The following is a 15263-nucleotide window of genomic DNA, read 5'->3' on the forward strand; positions in this document are numbered from 1 at the left end:
AGCCTGCGGCAGCTCCTACAAATGAACACCATTCCCCTGTAGGAACTGGCGAAGCCTGCGATCTCTTAAGCTTTGGACTTGCTGATGATGTTCCCGGCATGCAGCCCGCATTCTTTCTGCGTGGCTTCTTCCCACCACCAACGACCTTCGCGCTCATGCTGGTTCGGCAGCACCGGACGGGTGCAAGGCTCGCAACCAATGCTGATGAACCCGCGCTCATGCAGACTGTTGTACGGCAGCTCCAGCATGCGGATGTAACCCCAGATCTCTTCGCTGGTCATCTGTGCCAACGGGTTGAACTTGTAGAGGGTACGTTCTGGGGTGGAAAACGCGGTGTCGATTTCCAGCACCGCGACGGCGCTGCGGGTGCCCGGGCTCTGGTCCCGACGCTGGCCGGTGGCCCAGGCGGTCACGCCAGACAGTTTGCGACGCAGCGGCTCGATCTTGCGAATGCCGCAGCACTCGCCATGGCCATCCTTGTAGAAACTGAACAGGCCTTTTTCCTTCACGAAAGGTTCGAGCTTGCTGTAGTCCGGGGATACCACTTCGATATCGATCTTGTAGTGCTCGCGCACCTGCTCGATGAAGCGGTAGGTCTCGGGGTGCAAGCGGCCGGTGTCGAGGCTGAACACTTTGACGTTCTTGTTCAGCTTCCAGGCCATGTCCACCAGCACCACATCCTCGGCGCCGCTGAAAGATATCCACAGGTCATCGCCGAACTCGGCGAACGCGAGTTTCAGGATGTCCTGGGCGGATTTGTTGGCATAGGTCGTGGCGAGTTCCACGACATCGAACGATGGGCTCATCAGGGCGGCTTCCTACAGGTCGGTGGCGCTGGGCGCTCTATATACGTCGATGGTAACAAAATCCTGCGGCGGCTGGTGCGCCCTCTGCGTTGCGCAGAGGGGGGCGAGTCGCTAGAGTTCGGCAGTCCTTTGCTCGCTCTACTCATAAACAATACCAATGGGAGTGTCTTGTGGAAATTGCCTGTCTGGATCTTGAAGGTGTGCTGGTCCCGGAAATCTGGATCGCCTTTGCCGAAAAAACCGGAATTGAGTCCCTCAGGGCCACCACTCGGGACATTCCCGACTACGACGTGTTGATGAAGCAGCGCCTGCGGATTCTCGACGAGCACGGCCTGAAGCTATCTGATATCCAGGAAGTGATTGCCATGCTCAAGCCTCTGGAAGGCGCCAGCGAATTTGTCGACTGGCTGCGTGAGCGCTTTCAGGTGGTGATTCTGTCGGACACCTTTTATGAATTTTCCCAGCCGCTGATGCGTCAACTGGGCTTCCCGACGTTGCTTTGCCATCGTCTGATTACTGACGATGCCGGTCGGGTCACGGGCTATCAGTTGCGTCAGAAAGATCCCAAGCGGCAGTCGGTTTTGGCGTTCAAGAGCCTCTACTACCGAGTGATTGCGGCGGGTGATTCCTACAACGACACCACGATGCTGGGCGAGGCGGATGCCGGGATTCTGTTCCATGCGCCGGACAATGTGATTCGCGAGTTCCCGCAGTTCCCGGCGGTGCACAGCTTTGCCGAGTTGAAGCAGGAGTTCATCAAGGCTTCGAACCGCAATCTGAGCCTGTAAACCCGATCTGTGGCGAGGGAGCTTGCTCCCGCTCGGCTGCGCAGCAGTCGCATGCGTTATATCTGACGATATGCAGTGTCTGGTTTGGGGGGCGTTTCGCACCCCAGCGGGAGCAAGCTCCCTCGCCACATAAAAGCCCGATATCAGAGGCTTTGCAACGTATCGAGCAGCACCTTCACCTTGGTAATCGATTCCTGATATTCCGCCTGCCAGTCCGAATCCGCGACGATTCCGCCGCCGCCCCAGCAGCACACCTGCCCATCCTTGACCAGCAAGCTGCGAATGGCGATGGAGCTGTCCATCTCCCCACGTACGTCCAGATACAGCAATGAACCGCAGTACAACCCACGACGCGTCGGTTCCAGCTCATCAATGATCTGCATGGCGCGAATCTTTGGCGCGCCGGTAATCGAGCCGCCGGGGAAGCTGCCGGCGATCAAATCCAGTGCATCCTTGTCATCCGCCAGTTCGCCGGTGACGCTGCTCACCAGGTGATGCACATTCGGATAGCTTTCCAGGCTGAACAACTCCGGCACCCGTACCGAGCCAATGCGGCAGGTACGACCCAGATCGTTGCGCAGCAAGTCGACGATCATCAGGTTCTCCGCACGGTCCTTGGGGCTGGCCAGCAGTTCGGCGGCGTTCGCCGCATCTTCGGCAGCAGTCAGACCGCGAGGGCGGGTGCCTTTGATCGGGCGGGTTTCGACGTGGCGTTCGCTGACTTTGACGAAGCGTTCCGGCGACAGGCTCAGCACCGCGCCGCCGTCGGGCAGGCTCTGGAAGCCGGAAAACGGTGTCGGGCAGGCTGCCCGCAGCGCGCAATAGGCCGCCCACGGATCGCCCTGGCATTGGGCGCGAAAGCGCTGGGCGAAGTTGACCTGATAGCAGTCGCCGGCCTGGATGTACTGCTGAATGCGTTCGAAAGCTTGCCGATAGTCATCGGCGCTCAGGTCGGCGCTCATCGGACCGTCCAGTTTGAACGGCTCGATGTTCTCGGTCGCGGGTTGAGTGAACAGTTCGATCAGCCGTTGTCGCTCGCTGTCGATCAGCGTCGGGTGGAACACCAGTTGACTGGTGGCCAGGTGGTGATCGCTGATCAGCGCCCAGTCGTACAGCCCGAAACGTGCGTCGGGCAATTGCAGATCGTCCCTTGCCTGGCTCGGCAGGTTTTCCAGATGCCGGCCGAAGTCGTAGCTCAGGTAGCCGATCAGGCCGCCGGCGAAGGGCAGGTCGTCAGGGACGGTTGCTTCGCCGAGCCGTGTAAGGTTGTTGCGAAGGCGTTGCAGGAAATGGCTGCCGCTTTCATCCGGCAACACCGCCAGTTGCTCCAGCGGCCAGGCGCTGAGCAGGTCAAAACGCCCACGCTCGGCGCTTGGCCGACCGCTGTCGAGCAGCACGGCACCGGGGGCATGACGAATCGCCGCGAAGTACTCGGCGGGATTGGTGCGATAGGGCAGCGGGTGTACGGAGCAGGTCAACATGGGCGGGGCAGATCAGCCATCGAGGCGGGGGAGCGATTGTAGTCCTCTGCAGGATTTGCTCCTAGAGGGGATGTCGGGGATTGAACCGTTGATGCCAGGGTTGAGAGTGCTGGTGACTGTCGGGCCGTCTTCGCGGGCAAGCCTCGCTCCTACAAGGACCACGCTAACCCCCGTAGGAGCGAGGCTTGCCCGCGAATGTCGCACCTCGGTCTCAGGTCAGCCCTCAATCGCTGGAATATGCCCAAACAATTCCTGAACGAACGCCACGCGTTCCTGCACTGTTTCGGTGATCCCGCGCGCCTTCAGTTCTTCGAGTCGCGCTTCGACCGCGTGGGTACGCGACGTCAGCCCGCAATCGTTGGCAATCTGAATGTTCAATCCGGGTCGGGCGTTGAGCTCAAGAATCAGCGGTCCTTTCTCCTGGTCGAGCACCATGTCGACGCCGATGTAACCCAGCCCGCACAGCTCATAACAGCCGGCGGCGAGTTTCATGAAACCGTCCCAGTAGGGCAGTTGCACGCCGTCTACCGCGTTGGTGGTATCCGGGTGTTTGTTGATGATGTTGTTCAGCCAGGTGCCGCGCAATGTCAGGCCGGTGGCCAGGTCGACACCGACGCCAATGGCGCCCTGGTGCAGGTTGGCCTTGCCGCCGGACTGGCGGGTCGGCAGGCGCAGCATGGCCATCACCGGATAGCCCATCAGCACGATGATGCGGATGTCCGGCACGCCTTCATAGCTGATGCTTTTGAAGATCTGGTCCGGGGTCACGCGGTATTCGATCAACGCGCGGTCGCGGTGCCCGCCCAGGGAATACAGGCCGGTGAGGATGCTCGAGATATGGTGCTCGAGTTCCTCATGCTCGATAATCTTGCCGGACACTGTGCGATAGCGCCCCTCGAACCGGTCGGCAACCACAATGATGCCGTCGCCGCCGGCGCCCTGGGCCGGTTTGATCACGAAGTCGGTGCGTCCGCCGATGATCTCGTCGAGGTTGTCGATTTCCTTCTCGGTGGAGATCACGCCGTACAGCTCCGGCACGTGGATGCCGGCGGCGATGGCGCGCTCCTTGGTGATGATCTTGTCATCGACGATCGGGTACAGGCTGCGCTTGTTGTACTTGAGCACGTAGTCTGCGTTACGCCGATTGATCCCCATGATGCCCCGGGCCTCCAGGGCTTTCCAGGTCTTCCAGAGACCGAACATCAGGCGTCAGCCTCCTTCAGGAAAGCCTTGAAACGTACCAGTTCGGTTAGGCGGTAACCGCGATAGCGACCCATGGCCAGCATGAAGCCCACCAGAATCAGCAGGACTGCCGGGAAGGTGAACACGAAGTACACCAGCTCCGGCACGCTCATGATCAGGTGCCCCAGGGAGGCGGCGAACAGCGTGCCGATCGCCACTTTCATGGCATGGCCGCCGCCGCGCTCTTCCCAGGTGATCGACAGGCGTTCGATGGTCATGGTCAGAATCACCATCGGGAACAGCGCCACCGACAACCCGCGCTCCAGCCCGAGTTTGTGGCTGAACAGGCTGATCGCCGCGATCAGCACCACCACGAAGGTCAGCACCACCGACAGCCTCGGCAGCATTTGCAGTTTCAAGTGCTCAAGGTAGGAACGCAGCGACAGCCCCAGCGCCGTAATGATGGTAAACAGCACGATACCGAAGCCGAGCTGGGTTTCCCGGAAGGCGAGGGCGATCAGCACCGGGGTAAAGGTGCCGAGTGTCTGGATGCCGATCAGGTTGCGCAGGATCAGGATCACCAGCACCCCGATCGGGATCATCACCATGATCATGAAGGTCTGCTGGGTTTCCAGCGGCAGACCGTACAGCGAGTAATCGAGGAAGTTGGCGTCGGAGTTCTCGTCGGTCAGCTTGGCCAGGCGAATGGCGTTCATTTCGCTGTTGTTCAGGCTGAAGGTGACATTCGCTTTCTTGCCGCCATCGACGGTGATCAGGTTTTCATCGCCGGTCCACCACAGCAAGCGGTCGGTTGGCAGGCCCTGTTCGCCGGTTTCCGGGTTGAAGTACAGCCAGTCGGTGCCGTTGAAGCTGCGCAACCAGAGCTCAGGCATTTGCGGCTGATCGGCCACCAGGCGGATGGTGTGGACCTTTTCCACCGGCACGTGGGCGATGGACAGCACCAGTTCGACGATTTTGGCTTTGTTCACGGTGGACGGATCACCGGCCAGCAGCAGTTTCACGTTGTCGTCGTTGAGATTGTTGACACGCTTGATGGCTTCGCCGATGAAGGTTTCGACGTCGGCCGAATGCTGGCGGATCGGCGCGAGCAAGGCTTCGGCGGCGATTTTTTCCGGGCCTTCGACGGCGATGCTGTCGCGGAAGGTCGCCCCTTTGACCTTGGATTTTTCGCCGGTGTAGCGCTTGGTCAGCACCAGACGGTAATAAAGGGTCTGGTTGCCCTTGGCCCGACGCGCCGACCAGGTGACCTTGCGGTTGCCGTCGACACGGTTCACCGCCACACCGTAGTTATTGGAAATGAAACTCTCGTTAAGGCTCACGTAGTCGCGGCTCAGCGGCGGCACGAACATCTGGATCTTGATCGGGTCTTTGGCGTTGGCAACGAACTCGACCTTGGCGTCGATGTTCCACAAGTCATCGGTGGCGTCTTCAGTCACCGGAATACCGAGCACGAAAATCTGATAGGCCGTAACTGAAATGCCCAGCACCACCAGGATGGCGATCAGCAATTTCAGATGGAGGGTAAGAGAGCGCATTGGAATTACTCTGCGGTATGTGCGGCGGTGGCGCAGGCAGGTTTGCCAGCAGCGTATTTAAGACTTGGGTCAACCAGCGCATCGAAACGCTTGAGCGCCTCGGAGCCGATCAGGAGCGGGTATTGGAAGGCACTGCGGTCGGTCAGGTTCACTTCGATACTGCGTAAAGCCGACCCCATGCAGATATCCAGCTCGATGACCGGACGGGCGGTGTACTTCTTGCCTTCTTCCGGGTCGTAGTCACCGGCCCGGCGCTTGATCTTGCTGACACGGGCCAGCGGTCGTTCGATCGGGTGCGAGTGCGCGGCGTCAATGGCCAGATAGAAGCGCACCCAGGATTCGCCATTGCGTTTGAAACGTTTGATGTCGCGGGCGCTGAGCGAGGCGGTTTTCGCCCCGGTGTCGAGCTTGGCGGCGACTTCCAGATTGATGCCGTCCAGCGAAGCGTACTCATTGAGGCCATACACAGTCTTTTCCCCTGCCGCGGCAAAACCTGACAGGCCAAGAAGACAAAGAAATGTGGTGAAGAGCTTGAGTCTCATAAATCCTGATGCGCAGCGGTCCGTTCTTCAATTCAAGGCCCTGGCATTGCTGCACAAGCTCCCTCGTATGCCTATCCGCTTTTTATGACAGGCAATGCAGATGACAAGCAAATGCGGGCGGCATTCTAGCACGGTGGTTTTATGGCGCCAGCGCTGGCGGACGGCTGTAATCGGGGGTGCTGCTTCGTTATGGTGCAAGCGGTTATTAGACGATTGTCGACAATACCTATTTATCCTTTGACGTAACTGGCCTTATTCGCTAGTTTTTGCGGCATTGGTTTTAAAGGTGTCGACAATATGTTGGATCAACTCGATCCCCCGGTCACGGTTCAGGACGACTCGGAAACACTTTCCGAAAACGTCTTCCGCCGCATTCAGGCGGCCATCGTCAAGGGCGAGATCGCCCCGGGCAGCAAGATCTCCGAACCGGAGCTGGCGCGCACCTACGGCATCAGCCGCGGGCCGCTGCGTGAGGCGATCCACCGTCTGGAAGGCCAGCGCCTGCTGGTTCGCGTGCCGCACGTCGGGGCGCGGGTAGTGTCGCTGAGCCACGCCGAACTATTGGAACTCTACGAAATTCGCGAATCCCTGGAAGGCATGGCGTGCCGTCTGGCGGCTGAACGCATGACCGTTGAAGAAATCGACGAACTGCGCCGGGTGCTGGAAACCCACGAGCGCGATGCGGCGTTTCAGGCAGGCGTCGGCTATTACCAGCAGGAAGGCGATTTCGACTTTCATTACCGGATCATCCAGGGCAGCGGCAACCGCACCCTGACCCAGATGCTTTGCGGTGAGCTATATCAACTGGTGCGCATGTACCGTATCCAGTTTTCCACCACGCCTAATCGGCCACGCCAGGCGTTTGCCGAGCACCACCGCATTCTCGACGCCATCGCCGACCGTGACGGTGAACTGGCCGAGTTGTTGATGCGCCGTCACATCGGCGCCTCCAAACGCAATATCGCCCGTCACTACCAGGACGGCGCTAACCCGACAGCCACTGAACGAGGTGAGTCATGAGTTCCAACAAGAGCACTCCAGGCCAGCGTTTCCGCGATGCGGTCGCCAGCGAGCATCCGCTGCAAGTGGTCGGCACGATCAACGCCAACCACGCGTTGCTGGCCAAGCGCGCCGGTTTCAAGGCTATTTACCTCTCGGGGGGCGGGGTGGCTGCCGGCTCCCTCGGCGTGCCGGACCTGGGCATTACCGGCCTGGATGACGTGCTGACCGACGTGCGCCGCATCACCGATGTCTGCGACTTGCCGCTGCTGGTAGACGTGGACACCGGTTTCGGTTCCTCGGCGTTCAACGTCGCCCGTACCGTCAAGTCGATGATCAAGTTCGGCGCGGCGGCGATTCACATCGAAGATCAGGTCGGCGCCAAGCGCTGCGGTCACCGCCCTAATAAAGAGATCGTCTCGCAGCAGGAAATGGTCGACCGCATCAAAGCCGCCGTCGATGCGCGCACCGACGACAGCTTCGTGATCATGGCCCGCACCGACGCCCTGGCGGTGGAAGGCCTGGAGTCCGCGCTGGATCGCGCGGCCGCGTGCATCGAGGCCGGTGCTGACATGGTGTTCCCGGAAGCGATCACCGAGCTTGAGATGTACAAATTGTTCGCCAGCCGCGTGAAAGCGCCGATCCTGGCCAACATCACCGAATTTGGCGCGACGCCGCTGTACACCACCGAGCAGCTCGCCGCTGCCGATGTGTCGCTGGTGCTGTACCCGTTGTCGGCATTCCGCGCGATGAACAAGGCCGCGGAAAACGTCTACACCGCGATCCGCCGCGACGGCACGCAACAGAACGTCATCGACACCATGCAGACGCGCATGGAGCTTTACGATCGCATCGATTACCACACGTTCGAGCAGAAGCTCGATGCGTTGTTTGCGGCGAAGAAATGAAATAGAGATCAAAAGATCGCGCAGCTCCTGTAGGAGCTGTCGAGCGAAGCGAGGCTGCGATCTTTGGGCATCACCCAATAACCTGATGAATCACAATTTGCCGATTCCCTAACAAATTCAAGAAAACTGGAGACAGCAATGGCCGAAGCAAAAGTACTCAGTGGCGCCGGGCTCCGTGGCCAGGTTGCCGGGCAAACCGCACTGTCCACCGTGGGCCAGTCGGGTGCCGGCCTGACCTATCGCGGCTATGACGTTCGCGAACTGGCGGCAGACGCACAGTTCGAAGAAGTGGCTTACCTGCTGCTGTACGGCGAACTGCCGACCCAGGCGCAACTGGCCGCCTACACCCAGAAACTGAGCAAGCTGCGCGACCTGCCGCAAGCGCTGAAAGAAGTGCTGGAGCGCATCCCCGCCGACGCCCATCCGATGGATGTGATGCGCACCGGCTGCTCGTTTTTGGGCAACATCGAGCCGGAGAAAGACTTCTCCGAGCAGCACGACAAAACCGACCGCCTGCTGGCCGCGTTCCCGGCGATCATGTGCTACTGGTATCGCTTCAGCCACGACGGCAAACGCATCAATTGCGTGACCGATGAAGCCTGCATCGGTGGCCATTTCCTGCACCTGTTGCACGACAAGAAGCCGAGCGAATTGCACGTCAAGGTGATGAACGTTTCGCTGATCCTCTACGCGGAACACGAATTCAACGCCTCGACCTTCACCGCCCGGGTGTGCGCCTCGACCCTGTCGGATCTGTATTCCTGCGTCACCGCCGCCATCGGCTCCCTGCGCGGCCCGCTGCACGGCGGCGCCAACGAAGCGGCGATGGAAATGATCGAGCGCTTTTCGTCGCCGGAAGAGGCGATCAAAGGCACCCTCGACATGCTCGCGCGCAAAGACAAGATCATGGGCTTCGGTCACGCGATCTATAAGGACAACGATCCGCGCAACGAGGTGATCAAGGGCTGGTCGAAAAAACTCGCTGATGAAGTGGGCGACACGGTGTTGTTCCCGGTCTCCGAAGCCATCGACAAGACCATGTGGGAGCAGAAGAAATTGTTCCCGAACGCCGACTTCTACCATGCCTCGACGTATCACTTCATGGGCATCCCGACCAAGTTGTTCACACCGATTTTCGTCTGCTCACGCCTGACCGGCTGGGCGGCGCATGTGTTCGAGCAACGTGGCCACAACCGCATCATCCGTCCGAGCGCCGAGTACGTCGGCGTCGAACAGCGCAAGTTCGTGCCAATCGAACAACGCTGACCGGGGAGGGCGCCGGTACTGGTTACTGAAGGAACCGGGAACCCTGTAGGAGCGAAGCTTGCTCGCGAAGACGGACCGACATTCAACATTGATGTCGCCTGTTACACCGCTTTCGCGAGCAAGCTTCGCTCCTACAGAGGTCGGGATCCAGCCCGGTGCCAGGCGCCCACCTTTTGAAATTACCGTGACCGAGTCCTGACGATGAACACTGAATTCCGCAAATCGCTGCCCGGCAGCTCTCTGGATTATTTCGACGTCCGTGCGGCGGTCGATGCCATTGCGCCAGGCGCCTACGACACCCTGCCGTACACCTCCCGCGTGCTGGCGGAAAACCTCGTGCGTCGCTGCAACCCGGCCACGCTCACCGATTCCCTGAAACAACTGATCGAGCGCAAACGTGATCTCGACTTCCCATGGTTTCCGGCGCGTGTGGTGTGCCACGACATTCTCGGCCAGACCGCTCTGGTGGACCTCGCCGGCCTGCGTGACGCCATCGCCCTGCAAGGCGGCGACCCGGCGCAAGTGAACCCGGTGGTGCCAACGCAATTGATCGTCGATCACTCGCTGGCCGTCGAGTCCGGCGGCTTCGATCCCGAGGCGTTCGAGAAGAACCGCGCCATCGAAGACCGTCGCAACGAAGACCGTTTCCACTTCATCAATTGGACCAAGAAAGCCTTCAAGAACGTCGACGTGATCCCACCGGGCAACGGGATCATGCACCAGATCAACCTGGAGAAAATGTCGCCAGTGATCCAGGTGCGCGACGGCGTGGCTTTCCCTGATACCTGCGTCGGCACTGACAGCCACACGCCACACGTCGATGCGCTGGGCGTGATCGCGATTGGCGTCGGCGGCCTGGAAGCAGAAAGCGTGATGCTCGGCCGCGCGTCGTGGATGCGGCTGCCGGAAAGCGTCGGCGTCGAACTCACTGGCAAACTGCAACCGGGCATCACTGCTACCGACATGGTGCTGGCGCTGACCGAATACCTGCGCAAACAAAAAGTCGTTGGCGCATGGCTGGAGTTCTTCGGTGAAGGCGCATCAAACCTGACCCTCGGCGACCGCGCGACCATTTCCAACATGGCCCCGGAATACGGCGCCACCGCGGCGATGTTCTACATCGACCAGCAGACCATCGACTACCTGAAACTAACCGGCCGTGAAGACGAGCAAGTGCAGCTGGTCGAGAACTACGCCAAGCAGACCGGCCTGTGGGCTGACAGCCTCAAGGGTGCGCAGTACGAGCGTGGGCTGAGCTTCGACCTGTCCTCGGTGGTGCGCAACATGGCTGGCCCGAGCAACCCGCACGCCCGTGTCGCCACGTCCGATCTCGCGGCCCAAGGTATCTCCGGCCAGTGGGACGACGTGCCGGGCCAGATGCCGGACGGCGCGGTGATCATCGCCGCCATCACCAGCTGCACCAACACCAGCAACCCGCGCAACGTTATCGCCGCTGGCCTGCTGGCGCGCAATGCCAACAAGCTTGGGCTGACCCGCAAGCCATGGGTCAAGTCGTCCCTGGCACCCGGTTCGAAAACCGTGGCGCTGTATCTGGATGAAGCTGGCCTGACCAAAGAGCTGGAGCAACTCGGCTTCGGCGTCGTGGCCTTCGCTTGCACCACGTGCAACGGCATGTCCGGCGCACTCGACCCGGTGATCCAGCAAGAGATCATCGACCGCGACCTGTACGCCACCGCCGTACTCTCCGGCAACCGTAACTTCGACGGCCGGATTCATCCGTACGCCAAGCAGGCGTTCCTCGCATCGCCGCCATTGGTGGTGGCTTATGCCATCGCCGGCACCATCCGTTTTGACATCGAAAAAGATGTACTGGGTGTGGTCGATGGCAAGGAAATCCGCCTGAAAGACATCTGGCCGAGCGACGAAGAAATCGATGCGGTGGTCAAGGCCTCGGTCAAGCCGGAGCAGTTCCGCCAAGTGTACATTCCGATGTTCGCCATCCACGAAGACACCGGTCCCAAGGTCACACCGCTGTACGACTGGCGCGAGATGAGCACCTACATCCGTCGTCCGCCGTACTGGGAAGGCGCGCTGGCCGGGGCGCGTCCGCTCAAGGGCATGCGCCCGCTGGCGGTGCTGCCGGACAACATCACCACCGATCACCTGTCGCCTTCCAACGCGATCATGCTCGACAGCGCGGCGGGTGAGTACCTGGCGAAAATGGGCCTGCCGGAAGAGGACTTCAACTCCTATGCCACGCACCGCGGCGACCACTTGACCGCGCAGCGCGCAACCTTCGCCAACCCGAAACTGTTCAATGAAATGGTGCAGGAAAACGGCAAGGTCAAGCAGGGTTCGCTGGCGCGGGTCGAGCCGGAAGGCAAAGTGATGCGCATGTGGGAAGCCATCGAAACCTACATGGAACGCAAGCAGCCGCTGATCATCATCGCAGGCGCCGACTACGGCCAGGGTTCGTCCCGGGACTGGGCGGCCAAAGGCGTGCGTCTGGCAGGTGTGGAAGCGATTGCCGCCGAAGGCTTCGAGCGCATTCACCGCACCAACCTGGTGGGCATGGGCGTGCTGCCGCTGGAGTTTCAGCCGGGCACTGATCGTAAAACCTTAGGAATAGACGGCAGCGAAACCTATGACGTGATCGGTGATCGCACTCCGCGCGCGACGCTGACGCTGGTGATCAACCGCAAGAACGGCGAACGCGTCGAAGTGCCGGTGACCTGCCGCCTCGACACCGCCGAAGAAGTGTCGATCTACGAGGCCGGCGGCGTGTTGCAGCGTTTCGCTCAGGACTTCCTCGAAGAGTCGGCGGTTGCCGTTTAACACGACGAGCCGCGCGGGATTTCAAGTCCCGCGCTGGCCATACAGGATCAATATGGCTCACGCATCTCAGATAAAAATCCCTGCCACCTATATGCGTGGCGGCACCAGCAAAGGCGTGTTCTTCAGCCTCAAGGATTTGCCCGAAGCGGCGCAAATTCCCGGTCCGGCTCGCGATGCATTATTGCTGCGCGTGATCGGCAGCCCTGACCCGTACGAAAAGCAAATCGACGGCATGGGCGGCGCGACGTCCAGCACCAGCAAAACCGTGATCCTGTCGAAAAGCATCAAGGCTGATCACGACGTCGATTACCTGTTCGGTCAGGTCTCCATCGACAAGCCCTTCGTCGATTGGAGCGGTAACTGCGGCAACCTGTCGGCGGCGGTCGGTTCGTTCGCCATCAGCAATGGGCTGGTCGACGTCAGCCGCATTCCGCACAACGGTGTGGCGGTGGTGCGTGTGTGGCAGGCCAACATCGGCAAGACCATCATCGCTCATGTGCCGATCATCAACGGCGAGGTGCAGGAAACCGGCGATTTCGAACTCGACGGCGTGACCTTTCCGGCCGCCGAAGTGCAGCTCGAATTCATCGACCCGGCGGCGGAAGAAGAGGGTGGTGGTGGTTCGATGTTCCCCACCGGCAATCTGGTGGATGACCTCGAAGTGCCGGGTGTCGGCACGCTCAAGGCAACCCTGATCAATGCAGGTATCCCGACGATTTTCATCAACGCCGAAGACATTGGCTACAGCGGCACCGAGTTACAGGGCGCGATCAACAGTGACCTGGAGGCTTTGGCGATGTTCGAAACCATCCGCGCTTACGGCGCGCTGCGCATGGGGCTGATTCAGCATCTGGACGAAGCCGCCAAGCGTCAGCACACGCCGAAGGTGGCGTTCGTCGCCAAGCCGGCGGATTACGTCGCCTCCAGCGGCAAGAAGATCGCTGCCACCGACATTGATTTGCTGGTGCGCGCGTTGTCCATGGGCAAGCTGCACCACGCCATGATGGGCACGGCAGCGGTGGCGATCGGCACGGCGGCGGCGATTTCCGGCACCTTGGTCAACCTGGCAGCAGGCGGCATCGAACGCAACGCCGTGCGCTTCGGCCATCCGTCCGGCACCTTGCGCGTGGGCGCCGAGGCCTCTCAGGTCAACGGTGAGTGGACGGTGAAAAAAGCCATCATGAGCCGCAGTGCGCGGGTATTGATGGAAGGTTACGTTCGCGTGCCGGGGGATTCTTTCTAGCTTGATGTATCCCCCGTAGGAGCTGCCGAAGGCTGCGATCTTTTGATTTTGCTTTTCAGGATCAAGATCAAAAGATCGCAGCCTTCGGCAGCTCCTACATTTGATCCTGTTGCCAAAATAAGAAAGTAGTAACTGACAGAGACTACCCTGAACCGAGGTCCCATCAACGAACCACTGACCGAGTGAATCGAACATGAGCGCCAACGTCGACCTGAACACCCGCCCCGACTACGACACCGTCCTGCAGGACATCGCCGACTACGTCCTGAACTTCAAAATCGACTCTCCCGAGGCGCTTGATACCGCCCGCAATTGCCTGATGGACACCCTCGGCTGCGGTCTGCTGGCCCTGCGTTTTCCTGAATGCACCAAACACCTGGGCCCGATCGTCGAAGGCACTGTCGTTCCTTTCGGCGCCCGTGTGCCCGGCACCAGCTATCGTCTCGACCCGGTCAAGGCCGCTTGGGACATTGGCTGCATCGTCCGCTGGCTCGATTACAACGACACCTGGCTCGCCGCCGAATGGGGCCATCCGTCCGATAACCTCGGCGGTATTCTCGCGGTGGCCGACCACCTGTCACAAAAGCGCCTGGCCAATGGCGACGCCCCGTTGACCATTCGCGCTGTGCTGGAAGCCATGATCATGGCGCACGAGATTCAAGGCGTGATCGCCCTGGAAAATTCGTTCAACCGCGTCGGTCTCGATCACGTGATTCTGGTGAAAGTCGCCTCGACCGCCGTCACCGCCAAACTCATGGGCGCCAATCGCGAGCAACTGCTGTCGGCGTTGTCCCATGCCTTTGCTGACGGCCAGGCGCTGCGCACTTACCGGCATGCGCCGAACGCCGGATCGCGTAAATCCTGGGCGGCCGGAGACGCGACCAGTCGGGGCGTGCGTCTGGCGGACATTGCGATGCGTGGTGAGATGGGCATCCCCGGCGTACTGACCGCCAAGCAATGGGGTTTCTACGATGTACTGTTCAGCCACACTAACAGCGACCTGGGGCTCAAGCCTGAAGGCAAACGCGCTTTCAGTTTTTCCCGGCCGTTCGGCAGCTATGTGATGGAAAACGTGCTGTTCAAGATCAGCTTCCCCGCCGAGTTCCACGCGCAAACGGCCTGCGAGGCAGCCGTCACCCTGCATCCATTGGTCAGGAATCGCCTGCATGAAATCGACAGGATCGTTATCACCACCCACGAATCAGCGATCCGTATCATCTCCAAGGTCGGCCCGCTGGCCAACGCCGCGGACCGCGATCACTGCCTCCAGTACATGACCGCCGTGCCTCTGGTATTCGGCAATCTGGTAGCTGAGCAGTACGAAGACGACTTCCACGCCGCGCACCCGATTATCGATGTGCTACGCGACAAGATGGTCATTGTCGAAGACCCGCGTTTCACCCGCGAATACCTGGAACCGGACAAACGCTCCATCGCCAATGCGCTGCAGGTGTTCTTCAAGGATGGTTCCAGCACCGATAACGTGGTGGTGGAGTACCCGATTGGTCATCGCCGGCGCCGTGCTGATGGCATTCCGTTGCTGGAAGAAAAATTCAAGGCCAATCTGGTAACACGTTTCACGGCTCAGCGAAGCGCCGAGATCCTTGCGCTGTGCAAGGACCCGGCAGCACTTGAGGCGACGCCGGTGAACCGGTTTGTGGATTTGTTTGTGATCTAGCTGGCCGCGAAGGCGGCA

At 60.4% G+C, this 15263-nt stretch carries 12 protein-coding genes; 7 read left to right on the forward strand and 5 right to left on the reverse strand.

What is annotated here, in order from left to right:
- Positions 1-65: 65 nt before the first annotated feature.
- Positions 66-806, reverse strand: coding sequence for a phosphoadenylyl-sulfate reductase (locus tag AC1RO5_RS20550; protein ID WP_007942164.1), 741 nt, complete (start codon positions 804-806; stop codon positions 66-68).
- 170 nt (positions 807-976) lie between these two features.
- Here AC1RO5_RS20550 and thrH point away from each other — a divergent pair, with 170 nt between their 5' ends.
- Entirely contained in the window at positions 977-1594 is a 618-nt protein-coding gene (gene thrH, locus AC1RO5_RS20555) for a bifunctional phosphoserine phosphatase/homoserine phosphotransferase ThrH (RefSeq protein ID WP_493177277.1), read from the forward strand.
- A gap of 143 nt (positions 1595-1737) precedes the next feature.
- On the opposite strand, the gene pabB is transcribed toward thrH, so the two are convergent.
- The 4 genes from pabB to rloA form a co-directional block, all read right to left on the reverse strand.
- Complete coding sequence (gene pabB, locus AC1RO5_RS20560) at positions 1738-3075, reverse strand: aminodeoxychorismate synthase component I (protein WP_493177279.1); 1338 nt, start codon at positions 3073-3075, stop codon at positions 1738-1740.
- Between the two features lie 216 nt (positions 3076-3291).
- Positions 3292-4278 carry an alpha-L-glutamate ligase-like protein gene (locus tag AC1RO5_RS20565; protein ID WP_493177281.1) on the reverse strand — a complete coding sequence of 329 codons (987 nt, stop codon included), beginning with the start codon at positions 4276-4278 and terminating at the stop codon, positions 3292-3294.
- Positions 4278-5813, reverse strand: a complete 1536-nt coding sequence (gene rloB / locus AC1RO5_RS20570) for an osmotic stress tolerance membrane protein RloB (protein ID WP_007941410.1) — start codon at positions 5811-5813, stop codon at positions 4278-4280. The genes AC1RO5_RS20565 and rloB overlap by 1 nt, the downstream gene beginning before the upstream one ends.
- Positions 5814-5818: 5 nt before the next feature.
- Entirely contained in the window at positions 5819-6355 is a 537-nt protein-coding gene (gene rloA / locus AC1RO5_RS20575) for a retropepsin-like aspartic peptidase RloA (RefSeq protein ID WP_493177282.1), read from the reverse strand.
- Between the two features lie 297 nt (positions 6356-6652).
- Between rloA and AC1RO5_RS20580 the strand changes: the two genes are divergently transcribed.
- The 6 genes from AC1RO5_RS20580 (at position 6653) to prpD (ending at position 15245) form a co-directional block, all read left to right on the forward strand.
- The gene (locus tag AC1RO5_RS20580) at positions 6653-7375 is read left to right on the forward strand and encodes a GntR family transcriptional regulator (protein WP_007902102.1); all 723 of its coding nucleotides are present in this window, start codon (positions 6653-6655) and stop codon (positions 7373-7375) included.
- Positions 7372-8262 carry a methylisocitrate lyase gene (gene prpB, locus AC1RO5_RS20585; RefSeq protein ID WP_007902093.1) on the forward strand — a complete coding sequence of 297 codons (891 nt, stop codon included), beginning with the start codon at positions 7372-7374 and terminating at the stop codon, positions 8260-8262. The genes AC1RO5_RS20580 and prpB overlap by 4 nt, the downstream gene beginning before the upstream one ends.
- Positions 8263-8400: 138 nt before the next feature.
- On the forward strand, positions 8401-9528 hold the full coding sequence (gene prpC / locus AC1RO5_RS20590; RefSeq protein WP_493177284.1) for a bifunctional 2-methylcitrate synthase/citrate synthase: 1128 nt from the start codon (positions 8401-8403) through the stop codon (positions 9526-9528).
- 201 nt (positions 9529-9729) lie between these two features.
- Complete coding sequence (acnD, locus tag AC1RO5_RS20595; protein WP_493177285.1) at positions 9730-12324, forward strand: Fe/S-dependent 2-methylisocitrate dehydratase AcnD; 2595 nt, start codon at positions 9730-9732, stop codon at positions 12322-12324.
- A gap of 52 nt (positions 12325-12376) precedes the next feature.
- On the forward strand, positions 12377-13567 hold the full coding sequence (prpF, locus tag AC1RO5_RS20600; protein WP_493177287.1) for a 2-methylaconitate cis-trans isomerase PrpF: 1191 nt from the start codon (positions 12377-12379) through the stop codon (positions 13565-13567).
- 193 nt (positions 13568-13760) lie between these two features.
- The gene (gene prpD, locus AC1RO5_RS20605; RefSeq protein WP_493177288.1) at positions 13761-15245 is read left to right on the forward strand and encodes a 2-methylcitrate dehydratase; all 1485 of its coding nucleotides are present in this window, start codon (positions 13761-13763) and stop codon (positions 15243-15245) included.
- The last annotated feature ends 18 nt before the right edge of the window (positions 15246-15263 follow it).

The sequence above is a fragment of the Pseudomonas sp. GW822-FHT02G04 genome (genome assembly GCF_058802085.1).